Here is a 26,000-nt window from a genome sequence, read left to right as displayed (position 1 = left end):
GCCGATGCGCGCCGGCACATCATTATCAATACTTATCAACCAAATTGCAATGTTAAGATCAAACTTTAACAACCGGTTGACCGGGAGAGAACTGTGTCCTCCTGTCCGGGCCAATCAACCATTAAAATGGCTGTTCGCGTTCCTGCTATTAAACCTCCCTTTAAAAAGCATTGCTCAAACGATCACCTGGAGTGGCAGGCAGATCCCGCTGCAGCAGGTTTTCGCTGAAGTAAAAAAGCAAACAGGTTACACGGTGGTCTTCAATCCGGAACTGGTAGACGTGCAGACCAAAGTAACGGTAAAAGCAAAGGAGCAGCCACTGGAAGCTTTTATGAAAGCTGTGTTTAACGGGAAAGGATATACACATACGATCGTTGGTACTACCGTTGTAGTAACGCGCAAGCCAATATCAGAATCAAAAATACCATCGGACACCACGGAAACACAACCATCCGGCCGGGAGATCAATGGTATCGTTTTAGATGAGAAAACGTTCGCCGTTGTTCCCGGTGTGACTGTTATAACAGAGGATGGCGCCAAAGGCACACAAACAAACGAAAAAGGACTATTCACACTGAAAAATGTGGCGGATAAGGTTACGCTTATTGTCACCTGCATCGGGTATGAAAAAGCAATCGTTAAGGCAGACGGGACTACTCCTCTTGTAAATGTTCATCTGAAAGTTTCCACGAGCCAGTTGGACCAGGCAGTAATACAGGGTTATGGGATCACCAGTAAAAGGCTGGCTACCGGTAACATTGCCAAGATAACAGCAGAAGAAATTGCACGGCAACCAGTGATGAACCCGCTCCAGGCATTACAGGGAAGGGTGCCCGGATTGATAGTGACACACACCAGGGGCTATGCCAGTTCCCCGCTGACAGTAGAGATCAGGGGAAGAAATTCGCTGAACAAGCAATTTCTTTCAGAACCCCTGTACGTGATCGATGGAGTACCACAAACCATCCTGGATGTGAAGGGATCTACCCGTTACAGTTCAAACACCTCACCTGGTTTTGTACAGGGTGGTGCTTCCGCAACCAACGGTCAAAGCCCTTTATTCAGCATCAACCCAAAAGACATAGAAAGCATTGAAGTACTGAAAGATGGCGATGCAACAGCCATCTACGGCTCCCGCGCAGCAAATGGCGTGATCCTGATCACCACCAAAAAAGGAATGCCAGGTAAAACATCTTTCAATCTCAATATCTCTAAAGGAGTGGTTACCGTGCCCCGTTACCGGGAAATGCTGAACACGCAGGAATATGTGGCCATGCGGCTGGAGGCACTTAAAAATGACGGCATTCCCGTAAATGCGGCTTCTGCGCCGGACCTGGTAATATGGGACACCACCCGTTATACTAACTGGCAAAAGGAAATGCTCAGTGCAGGCAGCGAAACATCTGTTTCCGCAGGTCTCTCCGGAGGTGATAACCGCGTCTTCTTCAATCTCAATACCAACTATACAAAGCAGACAGATCTGATGACCAGGAACGGCGGTAATCAACGCGCCACATTAAACTTCAACATCAGGCACCGCAGCACCAACCAGAAACTGAATGTGGGTTTTGGCGTGAAATATGGTTACACAAAGGTAGATGCTATTTCAGACCGTACCTCGGCATTTACCCTTGCACCTAATGCCCCTCCCATCTTCAATGAAAAAGGTAATCTTAATTTCCAGGCATGGAATGAGGCAAACATGTTATTCGATTTTCCTTTCACCTACCTGCTCAGACCTGCCACTGCTAAAACACAAAGCCTGAACGGCAATCTGAATATCAGTTATCAGCTGGTGAAAGGCTTCACACTGAATGTTGACGCCGGGTATACTTTCATGCAGAACAACAATGATTTTTTAACGCCCATCTCTTCCCAGAATCCATTATTTAATCCCTCGGGGAGTGCAGTATTCGGCAAGTCAGGGAATAATAACTGGATCATTGAGCCGCAACTCAGGTATTCGCGGATGATCAGCAAGGGTACACTTTCCATACAGGCAGGCGCAACACTTCAGAATACTTCTACCACTGGCACCACAATAATGGGAATGGGGTACACTAATGATGTACTCCTCCACAGCATTGCCAACGCTCCTGTTCAGAGAGTGATGGAAGGCATCAGCGAATACAAGTATGCCGCTGTGTTCGGACGCATCAACTACAACTGGGGTTCCAAATATGTAATCAACCTGAACGCACGCCGCGATGGCTCATCGCGCTTTGCGCCTGGCAGTCAATTCGGTAATTTTGGTTCTGTTGGCGCAACCTGGATCCTGTCCGAAGAAAACTGGATGCGCAACACACTCCCCTCCTGGCTCAGTTTGATCAAGCTCAGGGGAAGTTATGCCCTTACCGGCAACGATGCCATCGGAGATTACCAATACCTCTCGCAATGGAGCAGAACACAACCTTATTCATTCACACCATCATATGCATATGACGGCATCAATCCTTTTGTGCCGGTACATGCCGTGAACCAGAACTATCGCTGGGAAGAACTCAGGCAATTGGAAGGTGCACTGATCCTGGGATTCCTGGAGGACAGGATCAACCTGGAAGTGGCCATGTACCGCAAACGCTCCGGCAATCAGCTCACAGACTATCCCACTCCGCAGTACACCGGCTTTCAAAGCGTAACTGCAAACTGGGACGCAGTTGTGCAGAACAGTGGCCTGGAGGCCACCTTGCTCGCAAAACTGGTACAGCAAAAAGACCTCTCATGGAACTTCAACTTCAATATCGGCAGCAACCGCAACAAACTCATATCTTTCCCCGGATTAGCCTCCTCTCCTTACGCCACTCAATATAAGATCGGGGAATCTCTGAGCGCTGTTTACCTGCTGCATTACCTGGGTGTTGATCCGCAAACCGGGGATTATGCGTATGAAGATTATAACAAAGACGGAAAGGTCAGCAACAATTTCAGCGTAGTACCAGGTACAGGCGATGACGACCGTTATGTTGCCGTAGACCTGAATCCTTCCTTTACCGGCGGCTTCGGGTCTGACTTCCGGTATCGGAACTTCAGCCTGTCTTTCTTTTTCGACTTCATTAAACAGATGGGTACGCATCCATTCGCCACTATAACACCCGGCAGAATGAATAACCTGGTGATGCCGAAGGAAGTAATGGAAGATCACTGGCGTAAGCCTGGGGATATTGCAACCTATGCCCGCTTCTCTACCACAGCTCCCAACACTCTTCTGGGTTCTGACCGTGGATATATCGATGCTTCTTTTCTCCGTTTTAAGAATGTTTCTTTCAACTATACATTACCGGAAAAACTGGTCAAAAAAGCCAGGATGCAATCCTGCAACTTTTCCATCCATGTACAGAACCTCTGGACCATTACCAGGTACAACATGGACCCGGAATTGCAGAATGCCACCTTCAACCCTATTCCGAGGATCATGACCTGTAACTTATCCTTCAATTTTTAATCTCCCGGGTATGCACTTTCAACAAATCAATAAGCCGATCATTTTTACCTGTGTGCTTTTATGCATAACATCCATTTCATGCAAAAAGCTGGTGGAGATATCCGCACCAACAGATACCATCACCACAGGTGAGATCTTTAGTACAGAACCGCAGGCAGAAGCCGCCATGGCTGGTGTATATAACCACATGATCCATGGCGCCGATCCACAATTCACCGAATCCCCAGGCGTCACCACATTCAGTGCCGGGCTGGCCGGTATAGCCGGCGGCCTGTCTTCCGGGGAACTGTATAATTACCGGGGTAGCGAGCAACAGGACTTTTACGCGCTCAGCACTAATAAACTCAGCATTTATAACAATGCACCCGCTACCAACATCTGGAATTCTGCCTATACGATCATTTATAACGCCAACTCCGTGATCGAAGGTATCGCAGCATCTAATTCGCCATTGCTGCGTGATAGCGTTAGAAAAGAATTGACGGGAGAGGCAAAGCTGGTACGTGCATTTTGCTATTTCTACCTCACTAACTTTTTTGGAGATGTACCACTGGCGCTTACTGTCGATTTCAATAAAACAGCAGGCATACCTAAAACACCTCAGCCAACAGTATACCGCCAGATCATTCAGGACCTGAAAGATGCAGAGGCTGTACTGGCAAAGGATTACTCCGTTGCCAAAGGGAAAAGGGTACGCCCTAACAAATGGGCGGCGGCGGCTATGCTGGCTAAGACTTACCTGTTCACCGGAGACTATCAGAACGCTGCGCTGAAAGCCACGGAAGTGATCAGCCAGGCGGACCTTTATCAGCTTGAGCAGGACCTGAATGCCGTATTCCTTACCGGCAGCCGCGAAGCTATCTGGCAACTGAAACAGACAGAACAAAGCCCTGTATTAAAAAATTCCACTCCGGAAGGGATGACGATGCTTCCCGCAGTGGCCTATACAAGTACTGCCAGTTTCTGCCTTTCCGATGCACTCATCAATGCTTTTGAACAGGGAGACCTCCGGTATGTACATTGGGTGGATAGTACACTGAACATCCTGAATGGTGTATCAGCTGGCAAAACCTATTACCCTGCCAAATACAAGACCGGGGGCAACAATGCCATGGCTGGCGCGCCGGCAATGGAATACCATATGGTGATGCGGCTGGCAGAAATGTACCTGGTAAGAGCGGAAGCAAAGATCAATGGTGCTCCCGGCGGTAAAGAGGGAGCTATAGATGACCTGAACGCCATACGAAACAGAGCAGGGCTTGGCATGCTTGCCGGATCGCTGAGTGACCAGGCTGTTAAAGCTGCCGTGGCAAAGGAAAGGCAGATTGAGCTTTTTGCAGAAGGAGGTAACCGATGGTTTGACCTGAAGCGCACCGGCGCAGCACATGCCGTACTCACCACAATACCATTGAAGTTACCCTGGGAAGGAGACTATCAGTTGCTTTATCCTATTCCGGTCAGAGAGATTCAAACCAATAGTTCACTAATACAGAATGACCGTTACTGATAACAGAACAACAGGCACAAATACAGAGTAAAAACATATTATGAGCAGTATACTTAAAATAGAAGGACTATCACACAGGTACAGCGCTGCATGGGCAGTACGGGATGTGAACATGGAAATAGACCAACCCGGCATTGTGGGACTGCTGGGTTCTAACGGCGCAGGTAAGTCTACCACCATGAACATCATCTGCGGTGTATTGAATCAAACAGAAGGCCATGTTTATATCAACGGTGTAGACGTAAGGAAAAAACCTCAGCAGGCCAAACAGCTGATAGGTTTCATGCCACAAAACCCGCCGCTGTATCCTGACCTCACAGTGGATGAATATCTCTCCTATTCTGCGGAGCTGCGTAAGATAGAAGATCATAAAATAAAGGCGGCAGTAGAAGAAGCAAAAGAACGCTGTATGATCACCCATGTTAGTTCCCGCCTGTTACGCAACCTCTCAGGTGGTTACCGGCAACGTGTGGGTATTGCACAGTCCATCATTCACAAGCCGCAATTGGTAGTAATGGATGAACCTACAAATGGCCTGGACCCTAACCAGCTCATAGAAGCCAGGAAACTGATCCGGGAGATCGCTAAAAACTGCACCGTTCTGTTATCCTCGCACATCATGTCAGAGATCCACCTGCTTTGCCGGGAAGTGATCATGATCGAAGGAGGCAGGATCATCTTTTCTGATTCAATGGATGCATTCAATAATTATGTACAACCCAGCAGCCTGCTGATGGTTATGGAAAATCCACCCACCGCATCGGAGCTCATGAAAGTAGCCGGGGTTACCCGCGTGGAGTTCCTCACTGCCAAACAAGTGCGCGTCTATTTTGAAGGAAGCCAGGATATCACCGAAAAAATGATCGCTGTAAGTGTACAACACGAATGGCGGCTCCGTGAGATCAGCCTGGACAAGACCCTGCTGGACGATGTATTCAAACAATTATCCAATCAATCCTTACAATAAGACCAACAGATGAAGATGATATTTAAAATCGCAAAAACAGAACTGCGCAATCTCTTTTATTCCCCGGTAGCCTGGTTCCTGGTTATTGCGTTCCTTGTACAATGTGCGTTGTTTTATTGCATTCCCCTGGCTAAGATAGCTACCTACCAGGATTTAATGATACGGAACAGTCCGAAATTCACAGACACAGGAATTGCGATAACAAAGTTTATCTTCCTGAGTGGAGACGGTGTTTTTCTGAACGTCCTCCAAAACCTTTACCTGTTTGTTCCATTACTTACCATGGGGCTCATCAGCCGGGAAATAAACAACGGGTCCATTAAACTATTGTACTCCTCTCCCGTTAGAACACGCGAAATAGTACTGGGAAAATACCTGGCCATCCTGATCTATAACCTTCTGCTGGTAGCTATTGTAGCTATTTTCATTGTGTCCGGCCTGATCAATATCAGGAATCCTGACCAGGGCATGCTCTTGTCTTCGTTACTCGGATTTTACCTGCTGATATCCGCTTTTGCAGCTATTGGTATGTTCATGTCCAGCCTCACTACCTATCAGATCGTATCTGCCATTGCCACCTTTCTGCTGATATTCGTTATTGAACGTATCGGCGGGCTTTGGCAGAAGTATGATTTTATACGGGACCTCACCTACTTCCTGTCTATGAGGGGGAGAACAGCAAAAATGCTGTATGGGCTGATCACCTCAAAGGATGTTATTTATTTCCTGGTGATCATTTATATGTTCCTCGGCTTTACCTTGTTAAAACTGAAAGGGGGAAGGGAATTCAAGGCATGGTACCTGAAAGCTTTCCGGTATCTGGCGGTGATCGCTTCTGCATTGCTCATTGGATATGTTACATCACAACCCGGCCTGACCGGCTACTGGGATACCACCTGGGATAACAGGAATACCCTGCACGAGAAAACGCAGGCCGTTATTGCAGACATGGAAAAGGACGAAACACTTGAGGTAACATTATATGTGAACCTCCTGGGGAAAGGTTTAATACAAGGGCTTCCTGAAGCAAGGAACGCTTACCTGAATGGTTTATGGGAACCATTTCTGCGTTTTAAGCCGGATATCAGGTTTAAATACGAATACTATTACGATGTGCCCCCGGATAGTTTAGTATGTAAGACCTTCCCCGGTAAAACCGTCAGGGAGATCTCTGTGGAGATCGCCAAAGCAATGGGCGCTGATATTTCCAGGTTCAAAACTCCTGAAGAGATGCGCGCGATCATTGACCTGGCCCCGGAAGCTCACCGCCTGGTAATGCAGTTGAAATATAAAGGCAAAACAACATTCCTGCGCACATTCGATGATAGCGGTTTCTGGCCGGCAGAAACGCAGGTATCTGCTGCCCTTAAACGGCTGCTGCAAACGAAGATGCCGAAAATACTGTTTGCTACCGGCAACCTGGAACGCAATATCCACAAATCAGGCGAAAGGGAATACAACTCCCACAGCACGGCAAAATATGAGCGTAATTCGCTTATCAACAACGGGTTTGATGTGGATACCATTTCGCTGGAAACAACGGATATTCCGGCAAACATCTCCTCACTGGTGATCGCAGATCCTAAAACCGAATTGAGCCCCACTGTGCTGGCAAAGATACAGCAATACAAAGATGCCGGAGGCAACCTGCTGATCTTTGGCGAGCCAGGGAAGCAACACATCCTCAACCCTGTTTTACAGGACATGGGGCTGCAGTTCAGCTACGGCACACTGGTACAACTTTCTGCAAACGAGATGCCGCACATGATCACACCTTACTTTACTCCCAGCAGTAACGAGATGATCGATGCAGATGATTTCTTTTCCAGGAGAGGGCGGTTTCTTGAAGACTCCCTGAAATTATATACACCGGGAGCAGCAGAAGTAGCCACAACCGGCAACAGTCCTTTCACAATTACAACACTATTGAGAACACTGCCCAAAAACCAGATCTGGAATAAAGCCGGTCATCTTGTAACGGATTCCCTTCCTCCTGTATTCTCTGCGCAGGAAGGCGATATAAAAAAGGATTCATTCGCTATTAGTCTTGCGCTCAGCAGAACTATTGCAGGCAGGGAGCAACGTATTATCGTGTGCGGAGATGCTGACTTTATGAGCAATATGAGGATCATAGGCTATCCCAGCGTTGCCACAGGGTTATACAGCTGGTTAGACTATGGCAGGTTTCCCATTTATACACCACGCCCGGAAGCGAGAGACACCATGCTGAATATTTCACCTGCCGGCGCAAATACATTACGGATCATTTATGTATGGGTATTGCCTGTACTGGTGTTACTGCTTTCCATTATCCTCCTGATACGCCGTAAAAGAAAATAATGAATATGATGATCTTGCAAACAGATGACCAGACGATAGAAGACCTTCGGATCTTCGGCCGGCAGAACAATGCCGGAATATTTGATCTGTATAACAATACCCATACCAGGGGGGCAGAGATCCGGCTGCGGGATATGTTCAGAACTCCGTTATCAGATATGGGGGAGATTAACAGAAGAAGCAGTATCATTGAACATTTTGCCAGGATGAACGCCGCCTTCCCTTTTTCCGCCACGCAATTTGATATGGCGGAGAAATATCTTGTTAACTCCGGAGAACAAAGCCTGCTGGGGGAAAAAGAGATCCATAACGGGGTCACGGCGGTAATAGCGCTTATACAGGAAACAAAACGGTTCATCGCACAACCTGAGGTAAAAAATATAATTGCCTATACAGATGAACGACAGGCAATGGAAACACTGCTGGCCGACCCTGCCTTCCGGCCGGTGCTGAACGAACAGTTCAAAAGCAAATTGTCCTACGGAGCTGTCACCGCTTTTGACGTATTGTTAAGAATAAGGGAAAGGAACAAAATAGAACAACTGCTGGAATGTATCTATCAGCTGGATGTATATCTTTCCGTAGCCAAAGTTGCCATCGAAAAGAAGTTCATCTTCCCGAAAGCGCTTGCTAAAGGCCAGGGTAAACTTGTACTGGAAGGGGTATATCATCCCGAACTGAAACAACCCATTGGCAATAACATGGCAATGCATGCAGGCAGGAACCTTATTTTCCTCACCGGGGCGAATATGGCAGGAAAGTCTACCTTCCTGCGTTCCATGGGTACGGCGGTATATATCGCGCACATGGGTTTTCCCGTAGCAGCAAAGGCCATGGAATTCTCCGTGATGGATGGCCTCTATACCACTATCAACCTGCCGGATAACCTGGGTATCGGAGCCAGCCATTTTTATGCGGAAGTATTACGGGTGAAAACAGTGGCTTCAGCACTGAACAACGGTAAATCCCTGTTCGTCATCTTCGATGAACTTTTCCGGGGCACCAATGTAAAAGATGCGCATGAAGCTACCGTGGCCATTACCCAGGCCTTTGCCGGTAAAACGGACAGTATGTTTATCATTTCCTCCCATATCGTGGAAGCCGGCGAGGAACTGAGACAACGTCCCACAATAGGGTTCAGCTATCTGCCTACACGCATGAAAGGCCATACGCCGGAATATACTTACACACTGGAAGAAGGCATCACCAACGACCGGCATGGTATGATCATTATCCGGAATGAGGGCATACTGGATACCTTGAAAAACGGCAGAAAACGTGCCGGCCTTGCAGGATCAAATTAATCACACAAGCACATGAGTTTCAGAATAGACAAGCAGACACTGGATGAGTTGAACCTGTTGGGAAAGTTCCGGCACGGATCAGTCTATCACCTGTTCAACCAGGTGAAAACAAGAGGCGGGGAACAATTGCTGGAAAACATGTTCCGTTACCCACTGGAAGATGCTGCCGACATCAATGAACGAAGCAGTATTTTCAGATCTTTCCAGCAATTACAACTGGCTTTCCCTTTTGATGTGCAACAGGTAAGCCTTATGCGGGAATACCTGGATGCAGGTACAGGAACAAACATACTGATGGTGGCAGCAGACACTTTGATAAAAAAAATGCTATCGTCTCTTACCCGGGATCAACGCTATAAGAAGAATATCCAGGGATTGCAGGCTACTATCCTCACCCTGCAAAGATGTTACGCTGTAGCAGAGATGATACCTGTTCACAACAACCCGTTTTCCGGCAGGCTGAAAGCTATCAAACAGATCCTCGCCAATAATCAGTTGCAGAAACTCCGCGATACTGATATCTATAAAGCACTATCCATAAAAACGATCGCACTTTATGATCACCTGCTAAAAACCAGGCTGCATAAGGAGATGGCCAACATCCTGTCTTTCATTTACGAACTGGATGTGAACATTGCCGTGAGTGATGTGGCAGCTGCTAAAGGTTTCATCTACGCTACTGCACTACCCGCTGAACGGAACGTGCTTTCCGCTCAGAAGATCGCTCATCCCTGTATTGACGGCGCCGTAGGTAATTCCCTGCATATGGGAGAGAACAGCAACGTAGTATTCCTTACCGGGGCCAACATGGCCGGCAAATCCACCCTTATGAAATCCATCGGTATAGGAATGTACCTGGCACATATGGGCTTCCCTGTTGCTGCATCACATATGGAGTTTTCCGTACGGCAGGGGCTGTACACCTCCATCAATGTGGCGGATAATATCAGCCTTGGTTACAGCCACTTCTATGCGGAAGTGATAAGGGTAAAGCAGGCTGCTGAAGCCGCCAGTACCGGCCAAAGGCTCATGCTGATGTTCGATGAGCTGTTCAAGGGCACCAATGTGAAAGATGCCTACGATGGCACACTGGCGGTAACAGAAGCATTTTCCGAATACAGGGACTGCCTTTTCATCGTTTCAACACATATCATAGAAGTAGGGGAAGCTTTAAAAGGAAAACCGAATATTCAGTTCAGATATCTGCCTACCGTTATGGATGGCGCCCGTCCAAGATATACTTACCAGCTACAGGAAGGCATTACCGAAGACCGCCAGGGTATGATGATCATCAGGAACGAAAAGATCCTTGAACTGATCAATTCTTAACAGATAAACTTTGTCAGACCAACACACCAATAGTTGCATTAAACATAAAAAAATGAAAAAGAATTTGAAATTTGGCATCACTGCCATATTGGTTCCTTATTGCCTCACAACGTCCGCACAGGAGAAAACACTGCCAGGCCTGAAGCAGGCTGATCTTATCGCCGATTACAGGCTCGCGGTTGACATCCTGAAAAAACAACATCCTAATCCATATAAATTCATTGACTCCATTTCCCTGGAACGGAAGGCAGACTCACTCATAAAAAAAGCAGCTGCGCAGCCAGGCATTCTCAGTAGCCGGCAGTTCTCCCCTATTCAACTGATAAGGGACGTACACACCAATATGAGCTTCTCCGCAGAGAATTCCAGGGATATTTACGCCATGATCGATTTCTTTCCTTTCCCTGTTGTAATAGAACGGGAAAGGATCTTCATCAATATTAAAGGCACAGAGATCCCCTTTGGGTCAGAAGTGCTCCGGATCAATAATATGCCTGTAAAAGATATTATCAGTGCATTATCTGCCTCTACTTACAGCGATGGCCATATCACAACCGGTACCGACAGAGCATCGGCCGATTTCCAGTTGCTCTTCAGTCTGCTGGCGCCCAGCCGTAAAACTTTTGAGATTGCTTATCTTGCACCTGGCAGTAATTCACCCAGGAAAGTAACAGTGCCTTTCGCCAAACCATCCCAGGCCTTCCATGCTAACAGGCAGGCAGTTTTCCCTCTCAATCTTTTGCAGCGGGCATACCTCGTATACAGGAACTATGATGATGAAACTCAAACCGGCGTGCTCACGGTAAATACATTCGGCTTACACGAATCAATGGCCTATAAGGAATTCAGCGAATTTTTCAGGGAAGTGAACAAGCGGAAATACAAGCAGGTTATTATTGATATCCGTAGTAATGGCGGTGGTAATCCCGGTATATCTGCCTTACTTTATTCGTTCATGGCAGAAGCTTCCTTTAAGAATGTATATAATTACCGGACCAAAACAATTAATATAGCTTACCCGGAATATGCTGTGGACGATAATGGCAGAAGGTTATCCGATGAGGATATTCAGAACAATAAAAACTTCCTTTACCAACGTTTTGATAAGGACAGTTCCGGATTTTATGTGGGTAACGAGAGATTAAAAGATGGATTGTCTGAGAATTTCCCGCCGGATAAAGATGTTTTTAAAGGAAAGGTATATGTACTGACCGGAGGAGGTACTGTTTCTGCCGCTACCTATTTCGCTTCCCTTGTACAAAAGAACAAACGGGGTATGATCATCGGAAAGGAAACCGGAAGTGGCGAAAACGCTACTACAGCCGCTTGGTTCCTGAGATACATGTTACCAGGAACCAAATCCATACTCACCGTACCTATGTCTGAACTTTATTTCTTTAATGCCGCAACAGATAATGGCCGTGGCATTTTGCCGGACCGGGAAGTACCTCTGGAAAAATTCACAGGCTATCTGCAGGCAGGCCAGGACCCGGAAATGACTTATGTGCTTGAACTGATCAGGCTCGGCAAATAATCAACCTGTATTACCTGCTATAAACCGGATCCACCATTGTACAAAGAAGCCGTCTCATGAATAATGAGGCGGCTTCACATATGTCAATGCCCCAAAAAGTGTTCAACTTTTTGGGGCATTCTATCGTACGCTTTTGATACAAGCCATTAAATACCCGGATCAGCCGGTGTACTCGTATTGTTATCTCTTTCAATCAAAGGATAAGGATAAAAGTTCCTGTTCCTTTCTTCACCCGCTACATTGGGCGCAGGCCGTGCAAAACGGCGGCTGTCCTCTAACTCCTGGCCACTGATGAACATCTCCAGCCTTCTTTGTTTGTAGATATCCGTCAGCAAAGCTGCCATGGTCATTGCTCCGCTGTATGCAGGCTGGGAAGCCCCGATGCCATATATATCGGTTGTTTTGGTACGCACCGCATCCAGGGCTGTTTTACTTTGCGGGAACATAGATTGCCGTGCATAGTTCTCTGCTATGATCAGGCTCATCTCTCCCGGTAAATAAACAGGATAGGAAGCAGTTGTATTCAGGGCAAATGCTTTCAGCGGATAAGTAGTGGGCCCTGTTCTGCTGATATAGAATCCTACGCGCGGATCAGTAGCTGCAGGTACCGGCGCCAGGCCATTCCTTAAACCGAGTGTGGAATCAATAGCCCCGAAAACATTCACGGTAAAGTTCCATTCACCCAACGGATTAGTGGTAACGGTAGAAAACCGGAATTCAGATTTAACGACCTGACTGGCGGCTGCGGCAAAGGTCAAAGCCTTATTGCCGGACGCTGCATTATAAGTACCACTGATCATGCTCTGTACATTATAATACCTTGCCAGCAATGCTTTTACGGTATTCTTAATATCAATACCTGCAGGAATTTTAGCAAGGAACTTTGCACTGGGATTAGCAGTTGCAAGATCTGTATCCGCACTTTCCAGTGCCTCGATGGCTTTTTGCAGCGCATCCGCACGCGGATTAAAGGGTGCATTCTCTCCTTTCACCAAAGGGATCTGTTCAAAGAATTGCACCATGGTGCCAAGGCTCAGCGCATAAAAGATACTGGCGTATGCTTTCATCCCTACCCTGTCTCCAGGGTCTGCAGCTATCGTCAGATTACTTAAAACAGTTTCTGCTTCCGTTTTGGTGAGCAGGCATTGCGCCCACAACTGGGTTATTACTGCATTCCCCTGTGTTACGGCACCTTTGCCGGTTTCCAGTTCCTTTTCAGCGGTATTACCAATGTTAATGGTGTATAATGCATATACACTATATCCACCGGCAATAGGCGCACAATACAAAGGGCTCTGGCGGCCGATCGTAAACCTGCGCTGCAATCCGGCACAAAGGGTCATTAATCCATCCACACTGGTTGTTACGCTTGGAACGGATGCCTGACTTGGATTAATATATTCTTTATTACAGGACACAATGGGGAAGCAACTGCCCAGCATCAGTAATAAAATAGTTTGTTTTATTCGAAGCATTTTCATGTTACAATAGTTTGAGATTAAAAACTGGCCCTGAAGGATAACTGGAATGTTCTGGGAATGGGTACATTACCAAAATCAATCCCTCTCAATACAGAACTGTTTCCACCGGCATTCGTTTCAGGATCATACCCATCATAATCATCCCAGCTGATCAGATTCCTTCCTATTAATGAAATGGAGGAAGACCTTATAAACCTTGCAAAGGTGGGTAATTCGTAAGACAGGGCTACTTCTCTTAACTTCACATAGGAAGCATCTTCCACCCGCCATTCTTCGGTATTATAGATAGCGAAAATGTATCCCCTGGGTAATTCTCCCTTTATTTCCTTTTCGGAATAATCACCAATGCCCACACCCTGCCTTGTTCTTCTGTCTGCATTAAATACCTGGTGCCCTAATGCACCATCTACCAGGAAACTCAGTGTCAGTTTTTTATAAGCAAGGCTGTTATTAAAGCTCACTATCCAATCCGGATTGGGATCGCCGAGTATTTTCCGCTGCAGCACTTTTGCCGTAGGGTTATTCACTGCAGCAATAGGCCTGCCCGCGGCATCAAGCGAGAGGTTACCATTCGCATCCCTTTCAAAATAGTTGCCATAGAAAACGCCCAGCGGCTGGCCAGCCAATATAACAGATACAGAACCGGCGGCATTAGCCAATGCGATTGGCGACACCTGGCTGGATGATGTAACGAGGTTCTCATTCTTGCTGACAGAGGCACCGATATTCCAGTTGAAATTATTACCGGAAACAGGATTGGCGGTGATCCCAAGTTCCCATCCCTTGTTGGTAAGGTTACCTACGTTCTGTACTTTGTTGCTGCCTCCGGAAGATGGAGCAAGTACCCTGGCCACCAGCAAAGAACTTCCCACTATCTTTTTATCATACACGGTGAAGACCACACCCAGTTTATTATTCAGGAAAGACAGGTCTGTACCGAATTCAAATTCGCTCGATCTTTCAGGCTCCACTGTTTCATTACCCAAAGTTGGGTTGATATTATAGGTAGCCACTCCATTAAGGCTCCCGGAGAGATAGGTGCTAAATCTTTCATAAGACCCAATACCGCTAAGATTACCCGCAAGCCCCCATGAAGCCCTCAACCTCGCTGAACTGAACCAGCTGCTCATGCCTTTCCAGAAGGACATATCGCTGAGATTAACAGAAGTACTCAGCTTTGGATAAAAATACGTTCTTGTATCCTTTGGAAAAGAAGTACTGCCATCGATCCGGCCGGCTGCTGTTATGAATACAATATTCTTATAACCGAAGGTCTGCTGTAAAAACCCTCCGTAGATCTGCCTTTGATCATAGGTGTAACGTGGATCCAGCCTTACTGCCGCACCCATCACATTTGAGATCCCGGGCAACAGGTCCCGCCCTTCATTGAACAAGCCTGTAATTTTCTGGTATTGGTGATTGAAACCAACAACGGTTAAAGAAGAAAAGTCACTGAACTTCTTATCTAAGGAAATATTAATGTCGTTATTGAGCTGCATGGAAGATACCAAAGCATTGGAAGCATACCCCAGGCCTTCCTGCGCTGCTATATACGGATACCTTTCTATAAGGTTACTTCCTTCCTGGGCGTAGTTATCAATACCAAGGATATAATCTATGCTCAACCCTTCCAGCGGCCTGATCTTTACCTGTATATCACTGATCGTTCTGCTGACTGACTGCTTCAGGCTCATGTCTTCGATCACACTCAGCGGATTCACACGGGTAGGCTCTACATTTTTGAGGTTACCATTCACATCCCTTTCCTTTATATTATAGATGTTATTGGTGATGTTGATGGAATTAATAGGGCTCCAGAATACGTTCCCATTGGGTTTTTCATTAGACATACTATTCACATAGGATATACCGCCTATCACCGTCAGGTATTTATTAACGGTCTGCTCAATCCTGGTTTTAAAATTAAACCGCCTGAAATTTGTATTCTTTATAATGCCTTCATTGTTATAGTAACCACCGGAGAAATAATACTTTGTTTTATCTGTTCCGCCGCTCAGTGAAATGTAGTTATCCGTGCCAATGCCGGAGCGGAATATCTGGTCCTGGTAATCATAGCGGGTAACATCTACCAGGTCTGTTGACAATCTCCTCACCTGCCCGTCCGGCCTTGTATAGATTGTAACATTCCCCGGCCCATCGCTGATATTCCCCAAACGGAGTGCGGCAGATCCAAACTGCTTTCCATAGGTGGAAATGTATACTTTCTTCCGTAATGAGTTGGTGATGATGCTGGTACCAAAATCAATTTTCAGTTGCCCGGCTTTTCCGGATTTGGTAGTGATCAGCACTACGCCATTACTGGCCCGTGAACCGTAAATGGCAGAAGCGGAGGCCCCGGGTATTATATCGATCTTTTCAATATCATTAGGATTAATATCCGCCATACGGTTAGTTCCCAATTCAGCAGTACCTGTTCCCACACCCAGGTTCGCTACACCCGTAGCAGATACGTTGAGGTTTGTGACGTTAACTGTTGAATTACTCACCACCACACCATCAATAACGTACAAAGGTTCTGAAGATCCCATAATGGTACTTGTTCCTCTCATACGAACAGAAATTCCACCGGAAGGATCACCGGAAGTCTGCTGGATCTGTGCACCAGGCACTTTCCCCTGAAGGGCTGCACCTAGATTACCGGATCCTGTATTGGTCAGCTGTTTTGCGTTCACCGAATTAACGGTGTTCCCCAGCTGCTTCCTGGATTGCCTCAGAGAAGAACCGATCACCACTATTTCATCCATCTTCAACACATCCTCTTCCATCTGCATATCCGCGGTAACAGCATTGCCGCTTACAGTAATGCTTTTTCTCATTGATTTGAAGCCGATACCGGAAAACTCCAGTACATAGTTACCCGGCTGAATGTTGGCATTGAAACTGTATTTACCGGAGGCATCTGTATTGTCTCCAACGGTGGCATTCTGCAAGCGGACGGTAATACCAGGCAGCGCTGTTCCATCAGGCGCTGTCACGGCTCCGCTTATACGCACCTGTGAATAGGCAAGGGCGGTAATTAATTGAAAAAACAAGATCAATGAGTATGTTTTCCATCTCTTTTGTTTCTTCATGAATACATTTTTCATGATGTGCAATTTTGGCGTTAGTAAAAGAATACAGCTTCAGGGCTTGCGAGGTTGTGGAGTTCCTCAGCCGCTAAAGCATTCATGCGATCGCTGAATAGTAAGTGGTGGCATTGCAGGGGGAAACAACAGCACTGCTAACCGAGGCGCTGCTCGTAACAGCGTTTTTCACGGTTATATGTACTCGTAAATGATTTTAATGCCCGGGCTTATCAGTAAGCAGCGAATTGATCTGGTTGAAATAATAATCCTGAATGTTCTCTTTGTAAAAGCCTTCCTTTGTAAAGATCCAATGCGTTTAATCCTTCTTTGACGGTTACTATAAAGATAAAGATAAAATGCCGTGAAAAGTTTCTTAAGCCCCTTGTTTTCAGATATTTAGAACAGGAATTTCTTATCAAGGTGCTCCTTCCCTCCTGAATTGACGTAATCGCCCTCTATTTTGGCGTAATCACATCCCTGCTTGTTCATTATTTGGATGTAAGTTTGCTCCACTTAAAACAACGCATCACATGCAGACGACGAATAAGAAAGCCGCCCTCGGCTTCATCTTTGTTACATTACTGATAGACGTAATGGGCTGGGGTTTGATCATCCCGGTAATGGCGGACCTGGTGGCAGAATTAAAAGGCCTGCCGATCAATGAAGCCAGCACCTATGGCAGCTATTTGCTAACCGCCTTTGCTGCAACTCAGTTTGTATTTGCACCACTATTGGGAAATCTGAGTGACAGGTACGGCCGCCGCCCTGTTCTTTTATTTTCATTACTTGGTTTTGGCGTGGACTACATTATCCTGGCGTTATCACCAACATACGGATGGCTGTTTGCAGGCCGTATCATTGCCGGTATTACAGGCGCCAGTTTTACTACCGCCACCGCCTATATTGCGGATATCAGTCCGGATGAAACATCCAAAGCCAAAAATTTTGGTATGATCGGTGCCGCTTTTGGTTTAGGATTTGTGCTGGGCCCTGCCCTTGGTGCCCTGCTGGCAACATGGGGTATCAGAGCTCCTTTTTATGCCGCCGCTGTACTTTGCCTCGTGAACTGTTTATATGGATACTTCCTGCTGCCGGAATCACTCAGCAAAGAAAACCGCAGGCCCTTTGAATGGAAACGGGCCAACCCTTTCGGCTCATTGAAATTCCTGACCAAACACCCTGAGATAGGAGGACTGGCAGTAGGTTTCTTCCTTATTTATCTTGGCGCGCAGGCTGTTCAAAGCAACTGGAACTTCTTCACCATTTATCGTTTCAACTGGAGCGAAAAAATGGTGGGTATTTCATTAGCTGTAGTAGGCGTGCTCGTAGGAGCCGTACAGGGAGGATTGACAAGAGTGGTTATTCCAAAGATCGGAAATGAAAAAAGTATATACCTGGGCCTGGGGCTTTATACATTAGGCCTCTTCCTCTTTGCCATTGCCACACAGGGATGGATGATGTTCGCTTTCCTGGTACCATATTGCCTCGGGGGTTTATGCGGCCCTTCATTGCAATCTGTTATATCGGGCCATGTTCCTTCTAATCAGCAGGGAGAACTGCAGGGAGCACTTACCAGTTTGATGAGCCTCACTACTGTTATAGGCCCGCCGATCATGAGCGGCACATTTGCTTATTTCACCTCCGCCCGCGCACCCTTCCATTTCCCGGGAATACACTTTTTAATCGGAGGCGTATGCATGCTGCTGAGTATAGTTATTATCAACAAGGTGCTGAACCGGGAGAAAAAAGAACATCCTGAATTACTGGAAGTGATCAAAGGAACCGGGGGATTAAGTGAAACACCTGTGCATTAAAACAAGCAAAACTTTCTAAAAAAAGGCTTTAAGTCTACCACGACTTAAAGCCTTTTTCATTCAAACTACTTTACATTAATTTTTTTAACATAAGTAAACAAAAGCTGTTCAATTGATATTTATTTCTGCTTATGCTATGATTTTCTATATTTTTTTTGTTCTTTTATATCGCTAAGTAAATATCATCGTTAAAAATTGGATATTAAAAATAAATACCATTCTTTAGATGAATCTATAATTCTTGCTTCCCTGAGAGAAGGCGACATGGAAGCCTTTAAACATATTTACGATAGCTACTGGCCAAAATTATATGGTTATGTATACAATCGCCTGAGGAGTAAAGAAGTTGCAGAAGAAATTATCCAGGAAGTTTTCTTCGCCCTGTGGAAGAAACACAAAGAACTGGAAGTAAACCACTCTCTTTCCGCCTATTTGTTCTCCGCCGTAAAATACCAGCTGTTAAATTATATAAAGGCAAGCCATATCCGGCAAAATTACAACCAACAGTTTTTAACGTCTGAAAGAACAGCAGATAATTCCAATGAAGAGCAGGTGAATGCCAATGATCTGAAAAAGACCATGGATAAGGCTGTGGCTATGTTACCTGAAAAATGCCAGCAGGTTTTTCGTATGAGCCGGCATGAACAGCTCTCTATCCGCGATATTGCAGATGCCCTTCACATTTCCCACAAAACCGTGGAAAACCATCTCACCAAAGCACTTCGGCAATTGCGGGCCGTATTGGGCCACTACTTCTGATAAGAAAAAAATTTATGCCCGGAGTAGGTGTTCTCTCCTTTTCAGTTTACTTACTTATAAGAACATCATCACCACGTAGCAATTATGGAGAATAATGCAATAAAAGAACTGATCGATAAATACCTGAAAGGTCTTCTTTCCGCCCAGGAAGCAAAACAGGTAGAACAGTTACTGGAAAGAATGGCGGATGAGCAGGCATTTGAGACCCTGCCGGAAGAGGAACGGAAAGAAGCACAGCAGGGAGGTTACGATCGATTATTAAGCCGCATCCAGGCAGCAGAACAACCTGCTCCGGTGAGAAAAATATTCACGGTAAAACGATTAAAGATAGCTGCTGCTGTTGCACTCTTTATCATAGCCGGCACGCTGTACAGGAACAGTTTACTCAACATGGTGGCGCCGCATCGCCTCACAGATCTATCGAGCACCAGCGGTAAGATCAGGAAGCTGATCCTTTCCGATGGTTCTATCGTATGGCTGAAGGATAACAGCAAACTGATCTACCCTGTTACCTTTGGTAAAGGCAGCCGCGTTGTAACGCTGGAAGGGGAAGCATTGTTTGAAGTAGCGAAAGATGCAGAACATCCTTTTTATATCCATTGCGGCCCGCTGACCACACAGGTATTAGGTACCAGTTTTAATATCAGGAGCAATGGCCGGCAAACAGAAGTAACTGTACTAACAGGCAAGATCTCTTTATCAACGGAAAAAGCAGGCCGCATACTGTTATATCCAAATGAAAAAGCCGTTTATGCTGTATCATCTGAAACAATTGCCAAAGACAGCAAAACAACAACACCTTTACATGAGCTTACACGCGGCACAGAGTATAATATGGCTTTCAACGATGCACATATGCCGGATGTAATAAAACGCATAGAAAACAAATTCGATGTACGGATCCTGCTGAAAGACACTACCATCAATCATCATCTGATAACTGCCGATCTTACTGATCAATCATTAGACAACACCATGAAGATGATCGGGCAGGCACTTAACCTGGAAGTAGTAATAGAGGGAAGAACGATCTCCCTGCAACAACAAAGAAAACACAACTAACAACAACCAAAATCAAACTGAAAAGGAAAAGCCTATGACTAAAGTAAGCACTGATTAAAAAGGAAAGCAGGAGGGCTGACATCCCTCCCGCTACAAAATGACAGCCCTCTTATTCACCGCATGTGCGTGCGGTAAGGGAATTCCTTGTGTCGTTCAACCAAATCTACTAACAAGAAATCCGGACTATGTCTACAAATGTAAGCGCTAAGGCCCTCCTCTCCAAATCCATGCGAACAGCGTCCATGCACCTTATAGCGGTGATCTTCCTCTTCGGGATGGCTTATCCTCAGACAGGTTATTCACAGAGCATCCTTAATAAAAGGATCTCTATACAGGTGGATGACATGAGTTTAAAGAACGTACTGCATCAGATCGGGAATAAAGCGGATGTAAAATTCGTGTACAGTTCCAGCCACATTGCATTAGACCAAAAAGTAACGGCCAGTGCACGCCAGGAAGAGTTGGGTAAAGTATTGAACAGGTTATTCAATCGTACTGAAATTGATTTTGAAGTAAGCGATCGTTTTATTATCCTGAAAGAAAATGAAACAAGCCCTCCTCCTGAAATGTCTGCCATACGCCCGGTGGCAGATTCACTGATCAAAGGGAAAGTACTGAGTGAAACAAATGATCCATTTCCCGGCGCCACCATCCTGGAAAAAGGAACCGGCAATGGCGCCACATCCGGTGCGGATGGTGCATTCTCTTTAAAAGTAAAACAGGGTGCCACGCTGGTAGTAACTGCTATCGGTTATCAACCGCTGGAGATCAACGCCTCCAATGCCCGCACTATCCATTTAAAAATAGCTGTAAAACAATTGCAGGATATTGTTGTGACAGCGGCTGGTATTGCCCGCCAGAAGAACAGCCTGGGCTATTCTGTATCTACCGTTACATCAGATAAACTGGCACAGAAATCGGAACCTGATCCTGTAAGGGCGCTCACCGGAAAAGTAGCAGGCGTGAATATTCAATCGGCAGGGGGTGTGGCAGGAGGCGCCACCAATATAACTATTCGTGGCAACTCTTCTCTGAATGGCAATAACCAGCCTTTATTTGTGGTGGATGGGGTTCCTTTCGACAACTCAAGTTTTGCAAACGTAGGTGCTACCACAGTAGGTGGTGTAGGTGTTACCAACCGCGCGTTTGACCTGGACCCTAATAATATCCAGAGCATGACAGTACTGAAAGGTGCTGCTGCCGCAGCATTATATGGTTCCCGTGCTGCCAACGGTGCCATCATCATCACTACAAAGGCTGGCAAAAAAATGAGCCGCAAAGGAACAGAGATCACTTACAGCACCTCTTATGCTTTTGAAAATGTAGCAGGGCTGCCTGAATATCAAACAAAATACGGACAGGGTACCAATAACGATTACCGCCATGGTGTATACGCTTCATGGGGGCAACCTTTCCCAGGTGTAAACAGCCTGCTCCCTACCCGCACCACTGTTCCACATCAGTTGACACGGACCTTTGGTTCAGATATATTCCCGCAATTCTATGAGGAAGATGGCGTAACGCCCATACAGGTACCCTACAGATCATATGCAGGCCAGAATGTAAAGAACTTCTTCAGAACAGGGAATGTATATGAGAATGCGATCACCATCTCTTCCGGCAGTGAAAAAGGGAACTTCAACGCAGGTTTCTCACATACCATGAATAACGGCGTAGTGCCCTCCAACGAGATTAACCGCACTTCTGTGAACGTAGGTGGTAATATCAAACTGGAGAATAAATTCTATGCCAGCGGTTCCATCAATTATGTAACAACCCGGCAAACCACCCCTCCTATTGGCGGCACCACAGGATCTATCATGTCTGCCCTGATGTATGTTCCCACCAGCTTCGACCTTACCAACTATCCATACGAAAATCCAAAGGACGGTAGTAACGTGTATGACTATACCGGTGTGGACAATCCTTACTGGTCTGTAAAACACAGCCCCTCCACCAGTGCGGTGGACCGTTATTATGGTAACCTGATCCTTGGTTTTGATCCCACTCCCTGGCTGAATATTCAGAACACCATCGGCTTCAATTCTTATACAGACCGCCGTACGAACGTGCGGGGCAAAGGATCCGCATCCTACCCCAATGGCAGTATCACTACAGACAACATCTATCGCCAGGAGCTGGACAATACGCTATTGGCAACGGTGACCACTAAACTGAAACCGGACCTTTCCCTGCGGGCCATCATAGGCAACAACGTGAACCAACGGTTAACGGACCGTAAAGCCTTCTATGGTGATAATATCATTGTAGCAGACCTGGTGGACATTCATAACACCAGTTCCATTACGCCCATTCAGCTCAACAATAACAGGAACCTCCTGAAGCAGCGTTACTTTGCTTTCTTTACAGATATCACTTTCGACTATAAGAACTTTGCCTCCCTCAACTTTGTAGGGCGGAATGATGTATCCTCTACCCTGCCCAAAAATAACCGCAGTTACTTTTACGGTGGCGTGAATGGTTCATTTGTATTTACAGATGCCTTTCAGTTATCCGACCGCATCCTGAGTTTTGGTAAGATCAGAGCGGGTTATACCAGGGTAGGTAATGAAGCGTCTCCTTATCAGACAGCTGCTTTTTACCAGATCAATCCTTCACTGGGCGCACCAAATACTCCCGGGAATGTAGGCTTACCTTTCACCGGCAGCAATGGCTCTTATAATGTTGTAACAAAAACAGACGTGCTCACCAATGCCAACCTGAAACCTGAATTCATCACGGAACTGGAGTTAGGTACAGAGTTACGTTTCTTTAATAGCCGTATTGGAATAGATTTCACTTATTACAATAAGAAAAGCACTTCGCAGATCTTTGAAGTAACCGCTGCTCCCTCTTCCGGTTACACCTCCCAGATCCTCAACCTGGGGGAAGCCACGAACAAAGGAGTGGAAATAGGCCTCACCATCGCAGCCTTACAATCCAACAACGGCCTTAACTGGAACATCAATGCCAACTTTACACGCAACCGCAATATCATCCAGGACCTGGGAGGTTATGACCGCTTCAGTTATGGCGGCGCAAGTGGTACCAGCAGCGTACACATTGTGGGGCAGCCATACGGACAGATACAGGGTACGGGGTATGCACGGGATGATGAAGGGAACATCCTGATAGACCCTAATACCGGCAAACCATTGGTATCAGGCACCTTGCTACCCATCGGAAATCCGAACCCTGATTTCATGATGGGCATTACCAACACTTTTCACTTCAGGAATTTTGGCCTCAACGTTTTATTCGACTGGAAACAAGGTGGCAACTTATTCTCTTCCACGGTGGGCAATATGATGTCCCGGGGTGTAACAAGGGATACAGAAAACCGCGAGTTCCAGATCGTAGCACCTGGTGTATTGGGAGACATCAATACCCAAACCGCCCTGCGCGATCAAAGTGGCAAGAAGATCCCTAACAATGTAGCCATCTCCTATGAAGATCATTTCTTCAGCGGAGGCATGGGGCCTGGTGGTGTGAATGAAGGTTCTGTGTTTGATGCCACCGTTTTCCGTCTTCGTGAAATAGGGCTCTCCTATGATCTGCCCAAATCCATGCTGGGCAGAACTCCTTTCGGCTCCATCTCCCTTTCCCTTTCCGGCAGGAACCTCTGGTACAAAGCACCCGGCTTCCCGAAGTATACCAACTTCGATCCTGAAGTAAGTACACTGGGCGCCGGTAACTCCCAGGGATATGATAACCTGGGTGTACCTACTACAAAACGTTTCGGGTTTAACTTAAAATGTTCTTTCTGATGAAACTAAAACATATAACACAGGTAATTGGTATCGCCGCGCTCCTGTCCGCAGCAGGTGGTTGCAGTAAATTTGTGGATATCAATTCTGATCCGAATAACCCTACTACGGCCCAGTTATCTTTACTGTTGCCTTCTACGGAAATATCGCTGGTAGGAAATATGTATGCACTGAACAGTGGTACTGCCACTTTTGTGCAGCATACCATTTTCACCAATGGACTGAGCCGTTACCAGCAACAGGGCACCAGCTTTGATGATCCCTGGACTGGCTTTTACACCCAAACCTTAAACGACCTGCAATCCATTATCACCAGTGGTGCTGCACAGGACCAATGGGGATATGTAGGCATTGCACGATTGGAGAAGGCTTACCTCGTTACCCTGATGGTAGATATGTGGGGAGATATCCCTTATTCTGAAGGAACAGAAGAAGGCCCGGTGAATGTGAGCCCAACGTTCTTAAAAGGTGCAGACATTTACGAAAAATGCCTGGTGCTCATAGATTCTGCATTGGCAAACCTGAACAGTGTTGCCGGCACTTCACTGGTACCCGCGGTAGCCGACCCCATTTATGGCGGCAGTAAGGCAGCCTGGATCAGCATGGGAAAATCTTTACAGCTAAAACTCTATAACGGCATCCGGCTTGTGGATCCTGCACGTTCTGCCAATGCTATCAAAGCATTGCTGACAGACCCTTCCAAACTGATCAGTTCCAATGCCTCGGATTTCACCTTTAAGTTCGGCACGGTACAGAATCCCAACAACCGGCATCCATGGCATCGTTCGGAATACCAGGGCGGCAAGAGTTTCTACATGAGCCAGTCACTGATAGACCTGTTGTTCAATAACGATGATCCCCGTTTGCGTTATTATATCTCACGGCAAAACACCACTGCCGGTTTGAACAACTCTAACAACAGCAATGGTTATTACGGACGTAATCCGGGTGATGGCACAGCCTCCCCTGCAGACCAGAGCCGCCGGTCTTCCTTTGGCATCTATCCTGCCGGCGGCCGCTTTGATAATGCAGCTATCAACAACCTGCCTCCTGCTAATCTTTATCTTACCAATGCAGGTGCTACAGGTACAGCTAAAGTACTGGCGGTAACAGATGGTACAGGAGCAGGTATTATGCCTATGATCACCTACGCCATGGTAAAGTTCATTCGCGCGGAAGCAGCCTTAACACTGGCCACAGGGGATGATGCAAGAACAAGTTTCAGGGATGGTATTATAGCACATCTGAGCAGCATGAGCACCTATGCAGCTGCTAACGGAGGTAATGCACTGGCACAAACAGTGATCGATGCTTTTGCTGCACGGCTGGTAGCACAATACGATGCAGCAGATAATGCCGGCAAGCTCAACCTGGTGATGACGCAGAAATATATTGCACAATATGGTAACGGCATGGAAACCTATTCAGATTACCGCCGCACGGGCCTGCCTGTTCTGCGTGCACCACTATCACCACTGAATACTTTCCCCCTGCGCCTCTACTATTCTGAAGCAGAACTAACGGCTAACACCAATTTAGGTGCAGAACCCGGCCAGCTGCAACTGGCACAGCAAACCACACCTGTATTCTGGGACAAATAAAAACAAC

General features: G+C 46.5%; 14 protein-coding genes. 12 read left to right on the top strand and 2 right to left on the bottom strand.

Annotated elements, in window-relative coordinates; translation table 11 throughout:
* Positions 1 to 49: 49 nt before the first annotated feature.
* From AAHN97_RS05635 to AAHN97_RS05605, 7 genes are read left to right on the top strand one after another with little or no spacing between them, the layout of a single operon-like run.
* The gene (locus AAHN97_RS05635; protein ID WP_343306580.1) at positions 50 to 3,442 is read left to right on the top strand and encodes a SusC/RagA family TonB-linked outer membrane protein; all 3,393 of its coding nucleotides are present in this window, start codon (positions 50 to 52) and stop codon (positions 3,440 to 3,442) included.
* Between the two features lie 10 nt (positions 3,443 to 3,452).
* Positions 3,453 to 4,949: a RagB/SusD family nutrient uptake outer membrane protein gene (locus tag AAHN97_RS05630; RefSeq protein WP_343306579.1), complete on the top strand. Its 1,497-nt coding sequence runs from the start codon at positions 3,453 to 3,455 to the stop codon at positions 4,947 to 4,949.
* A 40-nt stretch (positions 4,950 to 4,989) separates the two neighbouring features.
* A complete protein-coding gene (locus tag AAHN97_RS05625; RefSeq protein WP_343306578.1) occupies positions 4,990 to 5,916 on the top strand; it encodes an ABC transporter ATP-binding protein in 927 nt (308 codons plus the stop codon).
* Positions 5,917 to 5,931: 15 nt separating this feature from the next.
* Positions 5,932 to 8,256, top strand: coding sequence for a Gldg family protein (locus AAHN97_RS05620; protein WP_343306577.1), 2,325 nt, complete (start codon positions 5,932 to 5,934; stop codon positions 8,254 to 8,256).
* A gap of 5 nt (positions 8,257 to 8,261) precedes the next feature.
* Positions 8,262 to 9,560: a MutS-related protein gene (locus AAHN97_RS05615; RefSeq protein ID WP_343306576.1), complete on the top strand. Its 1,299-nt coding sequence runs from the start codon at positions 8,262 to 8,264 to the stop codon at positions 9,558 to 9,560.
* 12 nt (positions 9,561 to 9,572) lie between these two features.
* Positions 9,573 to 10,889 (top strand): MutS-related protein, encoded by a 1,317-nt coding sequence (locus AAHN97_RS05610; RefSeq protein ID WP_343306575.1) that lies wholly within the window; start codon positions 9,573 to 9,575, stop codon positions 10,887 to 10,889.
* A gap of 52 nt (positions 10,890 to 10,941) precedes the next feature.
* Positions 10,942 to 12,423: a S41 family peptidase gene (locus tag AAHN97_RS05605; protein ID WP_343306574.1), complete on the top strand. Its 1,482-nt coding sequence runs from the start codon at positions 10,942 to 10,944 to the stop codon at positions 12,421 to 12,423.
* Between the two features lie 146 nt (positions 12,424 to 12,569).
* On the opposite strand, the gene AAHN97_RS05600 is transcribed toward AAHN97_RS05605, so the two are convergent.
* Together AAHN97_RS05600 and AAHN97_RS05595 are read right to left on the bottom strand one after the other, a co-directional pair.
* The gene (locus AAHN97_RS05600) at positions 12,570 to 13,904 is read right to left on the bottom strand and encodes a hypothetical protein (RefSeq protein ID WP_343306573.1); all 1,335 of its coding nucleotides are present in this window, start codon (positions 13,902 to 13,904) and stop codon (positions 12,570 to 12,572) included.
* A gap of 17 nt (positions 13,905 to 13,921) precedes the next feature.
* On the bottom strand, positions 13,922 to 17,011 hold the full coding sequence (locus AAHN97_RS05595) for a SusC/RagA family TonB-linked outer membrane protein (protein ID WP_343306572.1): 3,090 nt from the start codon (positions 17,009 to 17,011) through the stop codon (positions 13,922 to 13,924).
* A gap of 509 nt (positions 17,012 to 17,520) precedes the next feature.
* Between AAHN97_RS05595 and AAHN97_RS05590 the strand changes: the two genes are divergently transcribed.
* The 5 genes from AAHN97_RS05590 (at position 17,521) to AAHN97_RS05570 (ending at position 25,993) form a co-directional block, all read left to right on the top strand.
* A complete protein-coding gene (locus AAHN97_RS05590; protein ID WP_343306571.1) occupies positions 17,521 to 18,804 on the top strand; it encodes a TCR/Tet family MFS transporter in 1,284 nt (427 codons plus the stop codon).
* A 195-nt stretch (positions 18,805 to 18,999) separates the two neighbouring features.
* A complete protein-coding gene (locus tag AAHN97_RS05585) occupies positions 19,000 to 19,563 on the top strand; it encodes an RNA polymerase sigma-70 factor (RefSeq protein ID WP_343306570.1) in 564 nt (187 codons plus the stop codon).
* Between the two features lie 84 nt (positions 19,564 to 19,647).
* Positions 19,648 to 20,625, top strand: a complete 978-nt coding sequence (locus tag AAHN97_RS05580; RefSeq protein ID WP_343306569.1) for a FecR family protein — start codon at positions 19,648 to 19,650, stop codon at positions 20,623 to 20,625.
* 185 nt (positions 20,626 to 20,810) lie between these two features.
* Positions 20,811 to 24,392, top strand: coding sequence for a SusC/RagA family TonB-linked outer membrane protein (locus tag AAHN97_RS05575; protein WP_343306568.1), 3,582 nt, complete (start codon positions 20,811 to 20,813; stop codon positions 24,390 to 24,392).
* Positions 24,392 to 25,993 (top strand): SusD/RagB family nutrient-binding outer membrane lipoprotein, encoded by a 1,602-nt coding sequence (locus AAHN97_RS05570; RefSeq protein WP_343306567.1) that lies wholly within the window; start codon positions 24,392 to 24,394, stop codon positions 25,991 to 25,993. Before AAHN97_RS05575 ends, AAHN97_RS05570 begins: the two co-directional genes overlap by 1 nt.
* The last annotated feature ends 7 nt before the right edge of the window (positions 25,994 to 26,000 follow it).

The organism is Chitinophaga niabensis (genome assembly GCF_039545795.1).
Lineage (GTDB): Bacteria > Bacteroidota > Bacteroidia > Chitinophagales > Chitinophagaceae > Chitinophaga > Chitinophaga niabensis_B.
This window is presented reverse-complemented; position numbering and strand designations above follow the sequence as displayed.